The 15,537-nt window shown below is 41.0% G+C and carries 13 protein-coding genes; 8 read left to right on the top strand and 5 right to left on the bottom strand.

Annotation, left to right across the window (positions count from 1 at the left end):
* Positions 1–35: 35 nt before the first annotated feature.
* The 3 genes from OQ289_RS21255 to pncA are packed head-to-tail and all read left to right on the top strand — an operon-like array spanning position 36 to position 2,747.
* Entirely contained in the window at positions 36–1,448 is a 1,413-nt protein-coding gene (locus tag OQ289_RS21255) for a sensor histidine kinase (RefSeq protein WP_033565655.1), read from the top strand.
* A gap of 3 nt (positions 1,449–1,451) precedes the next feature.
* The gene (locus OQ289_RS21250) at positions 1,452–2,132 is read left to right on the top strand and encodes a response regulator transcription factor (RefSeq protein ID WP_270088728.1); all 681 of its coding nucleotides are present in this window, start codon (positions 1,452–1,454) and stop codon (positions 2,130–2,132) included.
* A gap of 6 nt (positions 2,133–2,138) precedes the next feature.
* Positions 2,139–2,747: a bifunctional nicotinamidase/pyrazinamidase gene (gene pncA, locus OQ289_RS21245; protein WP_270088727.1), complete on the top strand. Its 609-nt coding sequence runs from the start codon at positions 2,139–2,141 to the stop codon at positions 2,745–2,747.
* Here pncA and OQ289_RS21240 read toward each other — a convergent pair.
* Positions 2,744–5,470 carry a TonB-dependent receptor domain-containing protein gene (locus OQ289_RS21240; protein WP_270088726.1) on the bottom strand — a complete coding sequence of 909 codons (2,727 nt, stop codon included), beginning with the start codon at positions 5,468–5,470 and terminating at the stop codon, positions 2,744–2,746. The two genes, pncA and OQ289_RS21240, sit on opposite strands and share 4 nt — an antisense overlap.
* Before the next feature lie 113 nt (positions 5,471–5,583).
* On the opposite strand from OQ289_RS21240, the gene OQ289_RS21235 reads away from it, so the two are divergent.
* Both OQ289_RS21235 and OQ289_RS21230 read left to right on the top strand, forming a co-directional pair.
* The gene (locus OQ289_RS21235; RefSeq protein WP_033565652.1) at positions 5,584–6,126 is read left to right on the top strand and encodes a TetR/AcrR family transcriptional regulator; all 543 of its coding nucleotides are present in this window, start codon (positions 5,584–5,586) and stop codon (positions 6,124–6,126) included.
* Between the two features lie 120 nt (positions 6,127–6,246).
* On the top strand, positions 6,247–7,956 hold the full coding sequence (locus OQ289_RS21230) for a glycoside hydrolase family 3 protein (protein ID WP_270088725.1): 1,710 nt from the start codon (positions 6,247–6,249) through the stop codon (positions 7,954–7,956).
* 60 nt (positions 7,957–8,016) lie between these two features.
* Here the strand turns inward: OQ289_RS21230 and OQ289_RS21225 are convergent, their stop codons facing one another.
* Positions 8,017–9,549 (bottom strand): glycoside hydrolase family 10 protein, encoded by a 1,533-nt coding sequence (locus OQ289_RS21225; RefSeq protein ID WP_270088724.1) that lies wholly within the window; start codon positions 9,547–9,549, stop codon positions 8,017–8,019.
* A 229-nt stretch (positions 9,550–9,778) separates the two neighbouring features.
* On the opposite strand from OQ289_RS21225, the gene OQ289_RS21220 reads away from it, so the two are divergent.
* Together OQ289_RS21220 and OQ289_RS21215 are read left to right on the top strand one after the other, a co-directional pair.
* Complete coding sequence (locus OQ289_RS21220; RefSeq protein WP_033565649.1) at positions 9,779–11,206, top strand: L-serine ammonia-lyase; 1,428 nt, start codon at positions 9,779–9,781, stop codon at positions 11,204–11,206.
* A gap of 48 nt (positions 11,207–11,254) precedes the next feature.
* On the top strand, positions 11,255–12,082 hold the full coding sequence (locus OQ289_RS21215) for an MBL fold metallo-hydrolase (RefSeq protein ID WP_270088723.1): 828 nt from the start codon (positions 11,255–11,257) through the stop codon (positions 12,080–12,082).
* Between the two features lie 33 nt (positions 12,083–12,115).
* Here the strand turns inward: OQ289_RS21215 and OQ289_RS21210 are convergent, their stop codons facing one another.
* On the bottom strand, positions 12,116–12,646 hold the full coding sequence (locus tag OQ289_RS21210) for a hypothetical protein (RefSeq protein WP_270088722.1): 531 nt from the start codon (positions 12,644–12,646) through the stop codon (positions 12,116–12,118).
* Between the two features lie 25 nt (positions 12,647–12,671).
* Positions 12,672–14,012, bottom strand: a complete 1,341-nt coding sequence (locus OQ289_RS21205; protein ID WP_270088721.1) for a hypothetical protein — start codon at positions 14,010–14,012, stop codon at positions 12,672–12,674.
* Positions 14,013–14,213: 201 nt separating this feature from the next.
* Here OQ289_RS21205 and OQ289_RS21200 point away from each other — a divergent pair, with 201 nt between their 5' ends.
* Positions 14,214–14,624, top strand: a complete 411-nt coding sequence (locus tag OQ289_RS21200; RefSeq protein ID WP_033565645.1) for a hypothetical protein — start codon at positions 14,214–14,216, stop codon at positions 14,622–14,624.
* Positions 14,625–14,702: 78 nt separating this feature from the next.
* Here the strand turns inward: OQ289_RS21200 and lipB are convergent, their stop codons facing one another.
* Positions 14,703–15,398 (bottom strand): lipoyl(octanoyl) transferase LipB, encoded by a 696-nt coding sequence (gene lipB / locus OQ289_RS21195; protein ID WP_270088720.1) that lies wholly within the window; start codon positions 15,396–15,398, stop codon positions 14,703–14,705.
* Positions 15,399–15,537: the final 139 nt, after the last annotated feature.

Below are 15,537 nucleotides of genomic sequence, written 5' to 3'. Positions count from 1 at the left end.
GGAGCAAAGCTACTAATTTAAATTTGTTTTTAATTATGCTGAAAAGGTATAAATTGTTGATCACATTGATCATCCTGACGGCGTTAGGGGTGGTTTTAGTCCTTTCCGGATGGCTGTATGGAAGTTACCAAAATCGAAAGGATTTATTTCTGTCTACTGCTGAAAGGGGTATGTTTAATGTCATTCAGGACGTGTACCAAAATACGATCAATAAAAATGGGGGAGACTCAACAGCCTTGAAGCAGCGTATGGCACGAAAGTCGTTTGTCGCCTATCTCCATCAACGATATCCGTCTATAAACTTTGACTCATTGCGTACGGCATTTGAAGATTGGAGGTCCAAGACAGAAGATAAGGCCGGATCTTTTGACAAAAAGGAGGACGGTCCTTCTCAGATTATTCCGCCCTATCTGTTTCGTGACTTTGAATTTACGCCTGACCTGCTTGATACAGTAAAGCGGAAGTTTGAAAGTGCATTGGATGAAAAGGGAATCAATATTGGGTTTGATGTAGAATTACTGACGCTGAAGCGAGAGGACATTACTGCATTTAGGGGATATACCAAGAAGAACAAATTGATGTGGACGCGGCCTACGCTTGTCAACCCCGAAAAGGGACAGTTCGTCGTGGTCAAGTTTGACAAGCCGTGGCGACATTTGTTGTTTGATATGGGGTGGCAGCTCTTGGTCGCAGTTCTTTTAGTGGCTTCGTTGGTAGGATCTTTTGCTTACCTTATCTTAACAATCTTCAAGCAAAACAAGCTGGCTGAACTACGTAAGAATTTTGTGAATAATATGACGCACGAGTTGAAAACGCCGTTATCGACGGTGATGGCAGCCATAGAATCTATCCAATCTTATGGAGCTAAAGACGATCAGCGGAAGATGGAGCTATATCTTCAGATATCAAAGAATGAACTGGAACATCTTTCAGATATGATTGAAAAAGTATTGCAGATGGATATCGATGAACGTGGAGGGATGAGCTTAAATCATGAATCGGTAGACCTCTTGTTTTTATTGCAACATTGTGTTGATACTGCGCGGTTAGGGGCCAAGAAGGATGTGAATGTATCTTTGGAAAGTGAATCCTCCTCTGTTTTGGTCCTTGCTGACGAAGCCCATCTTAGGAATGTCTTTAATAATTTGTTGGACAATGCGATTAAATACGCTGGTGCAATGGTAGAGATTGTCATTCGAGTCAAGGATATAGGTCAGGAAATTGAGATTGAGATCCAAGACAACGGTAAGGGAATACCTCGACAGTACCACAGAGAGATTTTTGAGATGTTTTTTCGGGTGCCTGAAGGTAATCTATATGATGTGAAGGGCTTCGGATTAGGCTTATCGTACGTAAGGCAAATCGTCCAGCAACACGGGGGACGGATTGCGGTAAGTAGCGATGTGGGCAAGGGTAGTATTTTCACGGTTACACTTCCAAAAGAATAATATATGATCAATATTTTATATGTAGAGGATGAGCAGAGCTTGGCCTTGATTTTGAAAGATACATTGACTATGCACGGCTTTCAAGTGACACATTGTTCGAATGGGCAGGAGGCGATGAATTCCTTCAGGTATCGGATGCCAGATTTAATGCTGGTAGATGTGATGATGCCGGTGATGGATGGTTTTGACTTAGTGAGGAGGGTTAGGGAAGAGGAACATGCATTGCCTGTAATATTTTTGACGGCAAGGACGCAGACGGAAGATGTTGTTGCTGGATTTCATTTGGGCGCAAATGATTACATTAAGAAACCGTTCAAAATAGAGGAGTTGATTGTACGGATTGAATCTTTGTTAAAAAACACGCAAAAGCCGAATACTAAACCGCGACTTCGGATTGGAGAGTACTACATGTTGGATCACGTCAAGCATGTGTTGACTTTTGGCAATCAAGAGGAGAAGCTGTCTTTTCGAGAAAGTGAGCTTTTGCGAAAACTAATGGAAAACCGAGATCAGGTGGTGCCACGGGAAGAGATTATCAAAGCGTATTGGAGTGACGACAACTACTTTACCGGTAGGAGCTTGGACGTGTTTATCAGTCGAATACGGAAATATTTAAATAAGGATTCTCGGATTAAAATTGTGAATATTAGGAGTGTTGGATATATGTTGACCATTGAACAGTAATGTGTTATGAATCTTAAGAGTGAGAAAATAGCTTTAGTTATAGTGGACGTACAAATGGATTTTCTGCCAGGCGGAGCCTTAGCCGTGGAGGATGGTGATCAAATCATACCTGTCATCAACGACCTTCAAATTGGGTATGGATTGGTGGTTGCAACGCAGGATTGGCATCCGAAGGCGCACAGTAGTTTTGCTTCTCAGCATGAAGGGAAAATGGTATACGAAATTATCGATTGGGAAGGAATGCAACAGGTGCTATGGCCCGATCATTGTGTGCAAGGGTCAATAGGAGCTTCGTTATCTCCTGTGTTGGATAGCAGAGCAATCGAGGCTATATTTAGAAAAGGTATGGATGTAGATATAGATAGTTACAGTGGTTTTTATGATAATGGACGAAGGCGTAATACGGGTTTGTATGGATATCTAAAAGATAGAGGAGTTAGCGAAGTACATGTTTGTGGACTAGCGGCCGACTATTGTGTGTATTATACGGCGATGGATGCGTTGACACTTGGATTTGATACGAAAATTGTTCAAGCAGCTACGAAGGCAATCGATCAGCAGAATTTTGAACGGCTATGTGAAGAGTTCATCAAGCAAAGGGGGCAATTGATTTAACCTTCTTTTTTTCCACCAAATTTTCGGAGGTGATAGGTAAAACTCAGTAAAAAGTAGCGGGTTAAGGTATTAGACTGCACATCAGATATCGAAAACTCGTTCATTCGTCTATTCACATTTTTTGATTTGTTGAAGATGTCGAAGGCTTTTATAGATAGTTCGGCATTCTGCTTTCGAAAGAAACGCTTTCCAAGGGATGCGTTCCAAATGACGGTTTCTATATCCGAAGAGCCTTGGATTCCTCCATTCAGCATATAGTTAAGATGAGAGGTTACAAATAAGTTCTTCCATAAATCAATCGAAAGATTATTGTTGATGGTATGGTTGTATATATTATATTTTTTGACTTGTAAAGTTGGATTTTCCGTAAATGTCAGGTTGCCGTTGTAAGATAGACCAATTACTGTCTTCTTTCCGAAATTGCTTGATATTCCGACTCTTTGACGGATTCCATAGGATTTGGAATTTAATAGTTCTTGATTCAATACGGAGTAATTATTATTATAAAAAATGTTGTTGGTAAGATTCAGGTTTAATTTGAGCTTTTTCAAGGGTAGTCCTAGGCTATTGTCCATCCGCACGGTATAAGCTCCATCAATGTTTTCGGGACGGATATATTGTCCCCCGGCTCCCAATATGACATCATTGGTAATCTGTACGGCAGTATCTGTCAGTAGTATGGAATTGACAATCTTGTCTTGGGTATAATCGAAGTTTAAACTGGAATTGAAACTTCGGCCACTAGATTTTTGAACATCTTTGAATTCTAAACGTACGCTGTGTCGGTATTCCTGATCGAGCTCTGGATTTCCATTTTGGATGCGTAGTGAATTTTGATTGTCGATATAGTCTTGAAGTTGGTTGATGGATGGTGCATTGGTAGCCGTATTGTATTTGAGTTCTACTCTTTTTTCCTTGCTGATATGATAGGTGATATTTAGCTCAGGGAGGAAACTTTTAAATGCAGAGGAAGTAACGACATTTTTTGGAAATGTCTTATCATTTTTACGTTTGGCATATTGATAATTGCTTCCTGCTTGGATAGTCAGACTATCTTTTTTTGAAAAGAGATACGATATGCCCGCACTGTGAAAGTCGTAGTCGTTGCGGAATTCATTGGAGAGGCGCTCATTCAATTCGCCAAGTTGTCCTGTTTCTGCGAGAAATTCAAATGTCCGTCGGTCGGAGTAATTTACTGTATTGCGATAGTTGTAATTGAGTTGAAGCCTACTTAGCTTGGATATGTTTTCGGTAAAGGACAAGCGTCCGTTTAAACCATTGCCATACCCATCTGTCATGCTCTGATTATTGTTGGTGTCGATGCGATTCAGAAGGGCATCTTTAAAATATCGGTTTAATGCGAGTGATTCTCCGTCATTTGTGTTGGAGGAATGATTACCATTGATATGGACGGATGCAGTCCTCCCCGGTTTTCGTAGTCGAATCATATACGTCATATCTCCTGAGAAATTGAAATTATGACTTTTATTTACATTTGATCGGTTGGAGGTATTAATCGTATCGCGCAGTTCATTAAAAGTGAAACTGCTATTTTGATTGCCGCGTTGATTCGAAGAATAGGAGAAAGAGGGCTTGATGTCCAATCGTTGGGTAGAGTCAATGTCCCAATGTAGTCGGATGCTCGCATTGTGATTGATACCCTTGCTTTCTCCTTTTTGTGATTGATTGCTGGTTTGATTGGCGCGAGGCCCTAATATATAACTCGTATTCGTAAGACTGTGGGTATTGGTGGAAGAGGATCTAAAGTTGTAGTCGCCACCTATTTGCATTTTCTTGTCGAGATAGCTGTTGTTGAAGTTTGTGGCAAGGGCATATGTCTTGGATAGACCGCGTTCTATATTTGAGTTGCCGCCTCTGTTGCCTCCTTTTCCTTGCTCACCAAAGTTCGTCTCATTGTTGTTGTTGGCCATCCCGGACAAGGCATATCTTTTTTCGCCTCGAAATCTATTGACATTGGCATTGGTGGCATATTTGTGGTCATTTCCAACACTTCCATTTGCTTTTCCAAAATACCCTTGTTTGCGATTGGGCTTGGTAATGATATTGATTACTTTGTTGCGTTTGCCATCATCAAAGCCCGAAAACTTGGCCTGCTCGGTCTTATCATCAATGATTTGGATTTTGTCTATTATATCTGCAGGAAGTGACTTGAGTGCAATCTTGGGGTCCGTACTGAAGAATTCTTTTCCGTCAACAATTATTTTTGTGACGGCTTCCCCGTGAGCGTTTACATTTCCATCTTCGTCTATCTCTATCCCTGGAATCTGTTTCACAAGCTCGTCTGCATCAGCATTTTGGGCTGTCGCATATTTGTTGGCATTGAATTCCATGGTGTCGCCTCTCAAAGAGACTGTCTCGGCCGAGATTTCGATTTCGTCAAGAATGATTTCAGACGATTCGAGCTGAAAATTTGTTGTTAGGGGAGTACTTGTCAATGTTAACTTGCGTACGTCTGTACGATACCCCATAAAATTGGTGCTAATAATATAAGCGCCAGCTTTTATCTTGTCAATGACGTAATTCCCGACAATATCACTAGGTACTTTGTATAGGGAAGAATCTTGTGTATTGAGCAACGTGATGCTGGCTCCCACAATTGGTTGAGATGTCATCTTATCAGTGATTTTACCTGAAATTTTCAATTGCCCTGATGCGGATGAAAACAGGAGGACAAATAAACTCATTAGAAGGTATGGTCTCATGGAAAGATTCTGATAGTCAATTAGGTTGAAAGTGTATGATAGACGTCTACGGCTTTACATATGCGAATATAAAAAGAATAGGTATATTTGTATGATCATAGCAATAAAGATACATGAAAGAGAATGCGATGAGTCGCAAAGAACGAATTATGAAGGAGGCGTTGGCCTTATTCGCTGAAAAGGGATATGCCGATACGTCTACTAAAATTATTGCCCAGAATGCTGAGGTTTCAGAAGCCCTAATTTTTAAGCATTTTGGGAATAAAGATTCGCTGCTATTTCATTTAATAAAATCAGGGTACCGTAGAGTATTGTTGCACCACAAAGGAATGATGACCTACAAAAATCCAAAAGACTTCCTCAAAAACATGATTTTTCTACCAAGTAAGCTTGTGGCAGACGAGCCTATCTTTTGGAAACTACAGGAGCGATTGTCTCATAATTCTTTTTCAAGACAGCAACATGAGCAGTTCATGAAGCCGGTACACCCCATCATTATAAGAGCTTTTACAGAATTAGGATATGAGAGCCCAGAATTAGAAGCTCAGTTTTTATTAATTGTAATCGATTCTCTTTGGAAGAAAGAGGCGAGTGGAGAGATTGAGCAGTCTTTGGATTTGGCCTTTTTATTAGAAAAAAAATATAATTTGCTGTAGCAGGTTTTTTTTCCAATAACATGCGGTTTTGTGCGACACTTTTTTTTAAAAACGCATAAATTATTTTTATAATCGATTTAAATTATCGTAATTCGCAGTACCTAATTAATTTTAAAACATATGATAGTTAGAAAGATAAGTGCGCTCATCGCCTTGATGTTTTTGTCGATAATTGCATTGGCGCAGTCAAATAGCCAATTTGTGACTTTTATCAACCAGAAGCACAGTTGGGTGGATTCGGTATTCAACACGCTGTCCCCTAAGGAAAAGATTGCTCAATTATTTTTAGTGCGGGCGCATACTAATCTTGGTCAGCGTTATATTGACTCGGTCGCGACGGTCATTCAAAAGGAACAGTTGGGTGGGCTGGTGGTTTTTCAAGGTGGCCCCGTCAGGCATGCAAATATGTTCAATCAATATCAAGCACTGTCTAAAGTTCCTCTCTTGATTACATTTGACGGAGAATGGGGATTGGGGATGCGCATGCCAGACTCTACAATTTCCTATCCCTATCAGATGACTTTAGGTGCCATACAGGACGAGACTTTACTCTATCAGATGGGACGTGAGGTTGCTAAGGATTTTAATCGGATCGGTATGCACTTCAATTTTGCACCGGTAGTAGATATTAATAATAATCCAAAGAATCCAGTTATTAATTTTAGATCATTTAGTGATAATAAGTACAACGTTGTACGGAAAGCCAAAGCTTATATGGACGGAATGGTCGATGGAGGGATCATTGCCTCGCTTAAGCATTTCCCTGGGCATGGTGATACTGACGTAGATTCGCATCATGACCTTCCCCAACTTACATTTAGTAAGGAGCGATTGGATACATTGGAAATGTACCCTTTTAAAGTGCTTATCAATGAAGGTGCTCCTGCAGTCATGGTGGCACATATGAATATTCCAAGTCTAGATCCTACCCCGAATATGCCTTCATCTATCTCCAAGCCAGTAGTCACGGGATTGCTTAAGGGAGAGCTTGGATTTAGAGGTCTTACGGTCACCGACGCGATGGACATGAGTGGTGTTAAGAAATTTTTTCCAAATGGAGAGGCTGATGTCCAAGCAATCATCGCCGGTCATGATTTGTTGGAGGTGTCAGAGAATAGTGGACGTGCTATAGGGTTGATAGAACAAGCGGTGAAAGAGGGACGGATTCAACAGGCGGATTTGGATGCTCGGGTGAAGAAGGTATTGGCTTCAAAGTACTGGGTAGGCCTGAACCGCAAACGAGTCATTAACACGAGCTACTTGTATGAGGATTTGAACAGGAGTAGTGCTAAGCATCTGGTACAACGTTTGGCTGATGCATCTATCACATTGTTGAATGGTAACAACCGTTTGTATTCATTCCTTCCTAAGGAAAAGACTGCAATTATAAGCGTAGGGACAGCTACGGCACAAGATTTTGAAAGGGAGATGTCTGCCCGATTGAATGACGTACATATTTTTTATGTAAAAGGTGAGGAGACCCGAGAGCAGTTGGACAAAGTTTTTAAAGACGCCAAAGAATATAAGCAACTGATCTTGGCAATTCACGATAGCCGCTCTCGCCCAAGAAGTGAGCTGAATTTTAGCGCTGATGTCAATAAAATGATTGCGAAAGTTGCTAAGCGAAAGGTCATCACTTGCTTGTTTACAAATCCATACGCGATGGCTGGCCTTGCGGGAGTAGAGAAGAGTCCTTCTATCCTGATGGGATATCAGAATGACAGCTTCATGCAAAAGGCTGCGGTAAGAGCTATTTTTAGAGAGATAAAGCCACAAGGGAAATTACCTGTGACTATTAGTGATGATTATAAAAACGGAGCAGGTATTTAAGAGCAGGTTGTTAGAATAGATAAAGGTGGGTCGCTTTTCGAAGTAGTCCACCTTTTGTTTTTAAGGGACGATAACCTCCCTGATGTTGGATATTTTGCTTTCGTTCTTCATTCGGTCAATAGCCGTTACCATATACAGATAGTGGGTGTGCGGGGAGAGGGAGTTGTCCGTGTATTGTAGATAGTCGCGGTCATAGGAGATTGCGAGGATGTGTGCTGCACTGTTGAGGTCTATCTCTTCACCTTGTACGAACCGGTAGATGACATATCCATAGATTTGTTCTTGACCCTCATCAGATTTTTGCCATTTTAATGTATTGGACCGGAAGTCACTGGCGAGCTGAGCTTGTAGCCCAAAAGGAGCACTGGGGGGGATACTATCAATCCAGTCCATCGTAGGGGGGAGGGCTTTATACTGATATAGGTTGTACTGCATAGAGTCCCGAAGACCAGCAAGATTGTCTGTAAGGGATTTGGAACTGAAGTAAATACTGCCTTGCACTTCATGATGAGCTCTTAGATGTCGTATCTGCTTGGGAATTTGCCCTTTGTCGGTCCACCCAGGTTTTTTTTCGTTAACGCGATAGGCTGCATGACCAACGTAGAAATGTCGACCATACGTGTGTTTTTCCCACCAATCCAACAGGATTTCAAATGCGGCGGCGCGGTTGTTAAAGGGGAAATAAATTTGTGGATTAATATAATCGATCCATCCTTCTTTCATCCATTTAACACCGTCAGCATAGAGGGTTCGAAAGCCACTCAATCCAAATGTCTCGGATCCCTCTGGGTTATCTCGTTTGTTGTCCCATATCCCAAAGGGGCTAATGCCATATTTGATATAGGGTTTTTCTTTTTTTATGGCTAGCCCTAAATCTCGAATTAGTATGTCAACATTATCACGACGCCAGTCATGGATATTTGCAAAGGCTTTTCCAAATTGATGAAAAGTAGTCGCGTCGGGCAGCGGTGTATTGCGTGCATCTGGGTAGGGGTAGAAATAGTCATCGAAATGTACTCCATCAATATCATAATTTTTGACTACGTCCATGATGACATCAATGATATATTCACGTACTTCGGGAAGTCCTGGGTTGAACAAGTATTTGCCGGAGTACTTAAAAAACCATTCTGGTTTAGTCTTGGTGATGTGATCTTTTGAAAAATGATCGGCTCTTAACGTCGTGGAGGCACGGTAGGGGTTTATCCAAGCATGGAGCTCCATTCCGCGTCTATGTGCTTCTTGAATAACGAATTCTAAAGGGTCGTAAAAAGGGGAAGGTGCCTGTCCTTGATAACCCGTGAGGAAGCGGCTCCAAGGTTCCCTGCCTTTTGCGTAAAAGGCATCGGCAGATGGTCGTATCTGAAAAAATACAGCATTGAGGCCTGCTCGTTGATGATTGTCTAATATATCTATAAGTTCCTGCTTTTGCTTCTCGGGATTGATATTGTCCCGACTGGGCCAATCAATATTGGCGACAGTTGCAATCCAAACCCCTCTTAGTTCACGTTTAGGGATCGTTTGCCCTAATGCTAAATAAAGGTTGCTAAATATGAATAAGATGAGTATGATTGCCCTTTGGAAGTATAACATTTTTTCGATCCCCTACACTATAAGCTGCCAAAGATAGCAAACATGTGGTAACTCATCTGTTACGTCTAGAGGAGGGGGTGTTAAATAGTGTTAATTTTTGGAAGCTCTTGATAGGATGTGGGGTAGGATTGAAAATATGGTAAAAAGTGGTGTTAAAATAAGCGTTTCAATATGATATTTCTAATAGAATATATCATATTTTTGTGGCGGGTAAATTATAAATCAAAAAATGGCTAACGAGCGGATTTCTATATTTGACATGTTTAAGATTGGTATTGGACCTTCCAGTTCACATACTTTGGGGCCTTGGCGTGCTGCGCAACGGTTTACAAAAATATTGACGGGTCTTAAGCTATTGACGGATGTAGAATCCATTAAAATCCTATTGTATGGTTCGCTCGCCAAGACTGGTGTAGGACACGGGACTGATATTGCGATTCTTTTGGGACTGAATGGGGACGATCCTGTAACCTGTGATGTCGATCAAGTGACACCTATAGTGGAGCGGATTAAGAGCTCACATGAAATTCTCTTGGCGGGTATTCATAAGGTCCCTTTTGAGGTGAAAGAAGATCTGCTTTTTTTGTTTCAAGAAAGCCTTCCTTTTCATCCTAACGCGGTCACCTTTCAAGCGTTTTTGAAAAATGGAAAGGCTATTAGTGAGACTTATTACTCGATTGGCGGTGGATTTGTCGTGCAGGAGGGAGATGATTCGAGTTTCTTATCTGAAATTGATTTACCCTTTCCGATTGATACAGCACAAGAGCTGATGGTATCTTGCATGCGCACGGGATTGAAAATTTCGGACTTGGTTCTGGAGAATGAAACTGCTTGGCGTTCGGAAGAGGAAACTAAAGATGGGGTATTGAATATATTCAAGGCCATCCACGAGTGTATATACAGAGGCTGCCATACTTCAGGCATCTTGCCAGGTGGATTGAATGTCGAGCGTCGGGCAGCGAAGTTGAATCGCAAACTTATTGGTGGTCGTCCTTATAACGATTATAGTAGTTGGGTCGAGGCCATTAGGGCCGGAGGGAAGGAGTTTGATTACATCTTGGATTGGGTAAGCTGCTTTGCTTTGGCTGTAAACGAAGAAAATGCGTCTTTTGGACGGGTGGTTACGGCTCCAACTAATGGTGCAGCAGGAGTGATTCCGGCCGTATTACAGTATTTTATTACTTTTCACAATGGCTTCGATGATAACAAGATTATCCAATTTATAGCTACGGCTTCAGAAATTGGGTCTATATTCAAGAAGGGCGCTACTATATCAGCAGCTATGGGAGGATGTCAGGCGGAAATTGGGGTGTCATCAGCAATGGCTGCTGGCGCATTGACGGAATGTTTAGGTGGATCGCAACGGCAAGTCTTGATGGCTTCGGAAATCGCAATGGAACATCATCTAGGGTTGACTTGTGATCCAATTGGAGGTCTTGTGCAAGTGCCTTGTATTGAGCGTAATACGATGGGTGCAATAAAGGCGATTACAGCAGCACAATTGGCACTAAGGTCTAACCCAGACAAAGCTAAGGTAAGCCTAGATGCGGTAGTCAAGACGATGTGGGATACGGCACAAGATATGAATGTAAAGTATAAGGAGACGGCAGATGGAGGACTTGCAGTGCATATCCCATTAAGTTTGCCTGAATGTTAGTCTTATATGATATTTATGGTGTTTTGAAATATACTATCTTTTTTAATAATGAAATATGCAGCTATAGCTTCAGGGTCGAATGGTAATTGTTACTATGTAGCGAAAGGGAACGATGTGATTTTGGTAGATGTAGGCATCAATACCAAACATGTGGAATTGCGTATGGCTAATTTGGGGTTGTCCCCTGCGGCAGTCAAAGCTATTTTCATTACCCATGAGCATACCGATCATATCAAGGGGCTTTCGGTCTTTTGCAAACGATACCAAATTGGAGTTTACCTAACGGAAGGGACCTATAAAGGCTCGAAGTTGCAACTTCCCGAGCATTTGGTCCATATTATTAAGCCTGATGCAGAGGTCCGTATTGGAGATATATTGGTGAGAGGAATCCCCAAGTATCACGATGCAAAGGAGCCGTGTAGTTTTGTAGTGACAGATGGGCAAGTGAATATTGGTATATTGACGGATTTGGGGCGAGGCTGCGACCACGTGAAGCAGGTCATCCGAGATTCGGATGTTTTGTTACTGGAATCTAATTATGATGAAGATTTACTCCGGAATGGACGTTATTCGTACTATTTGAAAAATAGAATCAGCAGTGGTTGGGGACACATCTCTAACAAGGTGGCTCTTGAGCTCTTTTTAGAAAATAGAACTACCCGTCTCAAGCACCTGATTCTGGGACACCTTTCTGGTGAGAATAATAGCCTAACATTGGTGCAGGATACATTTTGCTCGCATTGTGCTGATATCAAGCTTTCTATCGCTACGCGATACGAAGAGACAGAGCTATTTGATGTGACCCATATTCTGACAGGACGTCCTTTGGACATAGAAAGCCGTCCACTAGCTTATCAGCAGAATGCTCTTTTTTAGTAAACCTCGGAGGTATAATTGTACCAAATAGATTTACCCTTTTTGAAAGTCTCGCATTATAACGGGAAGTTTGGTCAGCAAGGCTTTGCAGATAAATAAATCATTTGCGTCGATAATGTCGAATATGAAAAGTTTTTCAAAAGCGCATGCGAGTAGCTGATCCATCAAATAGCTCCATTGTGCGAAGGTTTTGAAACCAAAAAAAATGCGTAGAAATTTTGAAGGTGCTATTACTTTGTCCACGTCCAAATGCCCACTAAGAAGCGCGTGATTTCTGTTGGGTTTGAAAGGTTTTTTATATGGAATTAACTTATACGTCAAGAGAGCAAGGTGAGCAACTTCGATTTGGGTTTTGATATTCTTGTGGGTCCAAGTTAAAGACCTGTTGTCTAGATGTAATTCTTTGGCCGTTGTAGATTGTAGAAACATCTTTTGTATATCTTGTTGAAGATTTTCGATATCTCCTGTCACAGAAAAAGTGTTGTTAGTTATTGTTTTGTTGATGTTTTTTAACTCGCTTTTAGATAAATAAGCGAAATATCGATGGTCAATTTGACTTTTCATTTTAATTGTTTTTCGTGGAGAATATTTACTCGGCGATGATAAATTCTATTTCGTCGGCGAAGGCTAGGATATAGCTCAGTTCAATTATTTTGGTTAAGGATTGATAAATGAATGTACTGTATTCGTGATATTTACCAGAATATCCATTGTGCGACAAACCATATTCTAACCATGCATATAAAATTTCTTCCCATTCATAATTGCTAAAGGGCTGTAAGGAATTTAGAATCGCATTAAATGGGTTCTCGATTTCGGTTGAGTCGATATAGTAGAATACAATATTGCCGTTTTTATGATGAATATGGATTGACGGAGTTTCTTGAAAAATGGCCAGGGTATCCTTGCTTTTAGAATCCTGTTGTACAATATGATCGTCAGTCAATTCATCAAAGAACATTTCGAGGAAAGAATGTATACAGGAATACAGGTATAATAGATTCGCTCCGGAAAATCTCTTATCGCGGTTAGTAGACCAGTATTGCTCCTGGGCGATTATTGCTTGATACCAATTCCGAATATTGTCTCGCCACCCTAGCAAATCATCCTTATCAAAGAATGCGCGAAGGGCTTCTGTGGAATACGGTTGCGGAGCTAGCCAAGGAGGTACTGTGACCCTTTTTTTAGGATGGAATTTGGATGGACAGCTCAACGGGAGTTGTTGTTCTTGGTCTTTATCAAGTGTCTTTTCTTTCTCTTCGTATTGTTCACCTATGCCGACGTGTACCAATTCGCCAAGTTTAGATAGCGGATCTGTAGTGTCATGCGCAGGTGTTGGGTCGGCTTTGACGTAAGGAGGTACCAGAACCAACAAATGCTCATCTTCGTAAATGTAGTGGAGGGCGAAGGCTAGGCGAATGAGTAACTCTTTAATTGCAAGAATTTTATCTCCAAATTTGTCATAGTTGTCAGATTCCCTTTTGGACATATTGGTCATGAGTTCGTCCATTGTCCTGTACCATTTGTCTAGACTCTGGTACGAGAAGAATTTACTGATGATATCTTGGACATCCCGTTTTCCGTTCCTAGTATATTCTGTGTGGAGGATATAATTAGAATAATCTTCTCGTTGCGCTACAAATTGCAATGGGTAGGCTTGTTTCGGAATACGACATTGTTTGAAGATGACATAGGCGACTTCAATTTGTTCGATCATTTGCTTGCATTGGAAGCCGTTCTCGGCATGTCGGGTGTTAGCCATTTCGGGATAGCCTCCTGCCTGTACAAATAGGTTTATATGGTTTCTCCAATTTGTGATGTCTGTTTTATATCGATAAAAATTTCGAATATAAATCATTGGATTTTTGATGATATCTTTTGATAAATACCTAAAATGTTTTGCTTTTAGTTTCTTTTGCGTATTTTTCATCTATAAATAATTTTTTGTTTCATCGGTCATATGAAGCTTACCACGATTAAAATTTGCATTTCCATGTGTGGTGATCAATTTTGATCATGGACGGTTTATAATTGTTAATTTGAGTATGGCCCTCTGCTAAGGCCAGTATTTTATAATTGTTAATCAAACATAAGATATAATTTTATCTTATGCAAATAAAAAGATAAAATAATGTCTAGTGTAAAAGAACGCGTACTATTAATTGCGGAAGAAAGTGGGCGAAATAAAGTTGATTTTTTTAAAGATTTAGGCCTTTCGTATGCAAATTTTAAGGGCGTTCAAAAATCTTCGGCTTTAAGCTCGGATGCAATGGTTGTTATTTTATCTAAATATAACAAAGTGAACCCGACTTGGTTATTGACGGGGGTGGGTGAAATGTATACGGCTAATGTGGTGAGAGATGGCGGAGAACAATATCTTCCGGTCGCTGCAGGCAGTAATAGTGGCTTAAGTGTCGTAGAGGCATTGCAGACGGCAATTGCTGCTTTAGAGCAAACGGTGCGCTCGCAGGAAAAGACAATCTCTTCTTTGGAAAGACAGCTAAGTGTTGTGGAGCAATTGAATAGCTTGAAAGGGCTGTAGGACGTTGCTTTTTTCAACGCCCATTGGATTAAAAGAAAAGTCGGTTTTGGATTGCTTTTTATTACTGTTGAGGGGTTCCTAGCCAAGCTCCATATGGAAAAGGTCAGCGATATGTCCTTTTAGTTTGTCTTTTACCGCATTCATTTCCAGTTTGTGACCTAGCTCGCGCTCCATAGAGGTGACGTCCTTGTCGTCAATTCCACATGGAACAATGTTGCCAAAGTAGCTTAGGTCGGTGTTGACGTTGAATGCAAAGCCATGCATGGTCACCCAACGACTGGCGCGGACGCCCAATGCGCAAATTTTTCGTGCTCTATCATTGTCAGGTTCTAACCACACGCCCGTATATCCTGGATAGCGTCCAGCTACAATTCCATAGTCTTGGAGTGTCAGGATAATGGCTTCTTCGAGTGTACGGAGATATAGGTGGATATCCGTAAAGAAGTTGTCCAAATCAAGGATAGGGTATCCTACAATCTGTCCAGGGCCGTGGTAAGTGATGTCCCCTCCTCGGTTAATTTTATAGAAAGTAGCGTTTTTTTCAACTAACCCTAAATTATCCAATAATAGATTGTCTACATGGCCACTCTTCCCGAGGGTATATACGTGTGGGTGCTCGGTAAAAATCAAGTAATTGTCCGTGGGAAGGTCCGTATGTTGCACACGATTTTGATGTTTTATGTCCAGCAAAGTTTTAAAAATTCCTTCTTGTCTATCCCAAGCATCTTGGTAATCTACTAGGCCCCAGTCGATATATTGTACTTTTTTGTTCATCGGCAATGTGCTATAAGCCGTTTATTTTTTGATGTAAATAACTATTTTTTTATCCAGCTTGTTTCAATAAAGAGTCTGATGATAAGTCATCGGGAATAGGTGGTTCGTTGTGTTTGAAATTAAGCTTATTGCCTATCCC

Source organism: Sphingobacterium sp. SYP-B4668, assembly GCF_027627455.1.
Lineage (GTDB): Bacteria > Bacteroidota > Bacteroidia > Sphingobacteriales > Sphingobacteriaceae > Sphingobacterium.
Note: the sequence above shows the minus strand (reverse complement) of the source record. Positions and strands in the feature narration are given on the sequence as shown.

Coding starts and splice junctions, on each gene's coding strand:
- OQ289_RS21205 (WP_270088721.1), bottom strand. CDS start 14,012: ATGAAAAATACGCAAAAGAAACTAAAAGCAAAACATTTTAGGTATTTA.
- OQ289_RS21255 (WP_033565655.1), top strand. CDS start 36: ATGCTGAAAAGGTATAAATTGTTGATCACATTGATCATCCTGACGGCG.
- OQ289_RS21240 (WP_270088726.1), bottom strand. CDS start 5,470: ATGAGACCATACCTTCTAATGAGTTTATTTGTCCTCCTGTTTTCATCC.
- OQ289_RS21210 (WP_270088722.1), bottom strand. CDS start 12,646: ATGAAAAGTCAAATTGACCATCGATATTTCGCTTATTTATCTAAAAGC.
- pncA (WP_270088727.1), top strand. CDS start 2,139: ATGAATCTTAAGAGTGAGAAAATAGCTTTAGTTATAGTGGACGTACAA.
- lipB (WP_270088720.1), bottom strand. CDS start 15,398: ATGAACAAAAAAGTACAATATATCGACTGGGGCCTAGTAGATTACCAA.
- OQ289_RS21200 (WP_033565645.1), top strand. CDS start 14,214: ATGTCTAGTGTAAAAGAACGCGTACTATTAATTGCGGAAGAAAGTGGG.
- OQ289_RS21220 (WP_033565649.1), top strand. CDS start 9,779: ATGGCTAACGAGCGGATTTCTATATTTGACATGTTTAAGATTGGTATT.
- OQ289_RS21225 (WP_270088724.1), bottom strand. CDS start 9,549: ATGTTATACTTCCAAAGGGCAATCATACTCATCTTATTCATATTTAGC.
- OQ289_RS21215 (WP_270088723.1), top strand. CDS start 11,255: ATGAAATATGCAGCTATAGCTTCAGGGTCGAATGGTAATTGTTACTAT.
- OQ289_RS21250 (WP_270088728.1), top strand. CDS start 1,452: ATGATCAATATTTTATATGTAGAGGATGAGCAGAGCTTGGCCTTGATT.
- OQ289_RS21230 (WP_270088725.1), top strand. CDS start 6,247: ATGATAGTTAGAAAGATAAGTGCGCTCATCGCCTTGATGTTTTTGTCG.
- OQ289_RS21235 (WP_033565652.1), top strand. CDS start 5,584: ATGAAAGAGAATGCGATGAGTCGCAAAGAACGAATTATGAAGGAGGCG.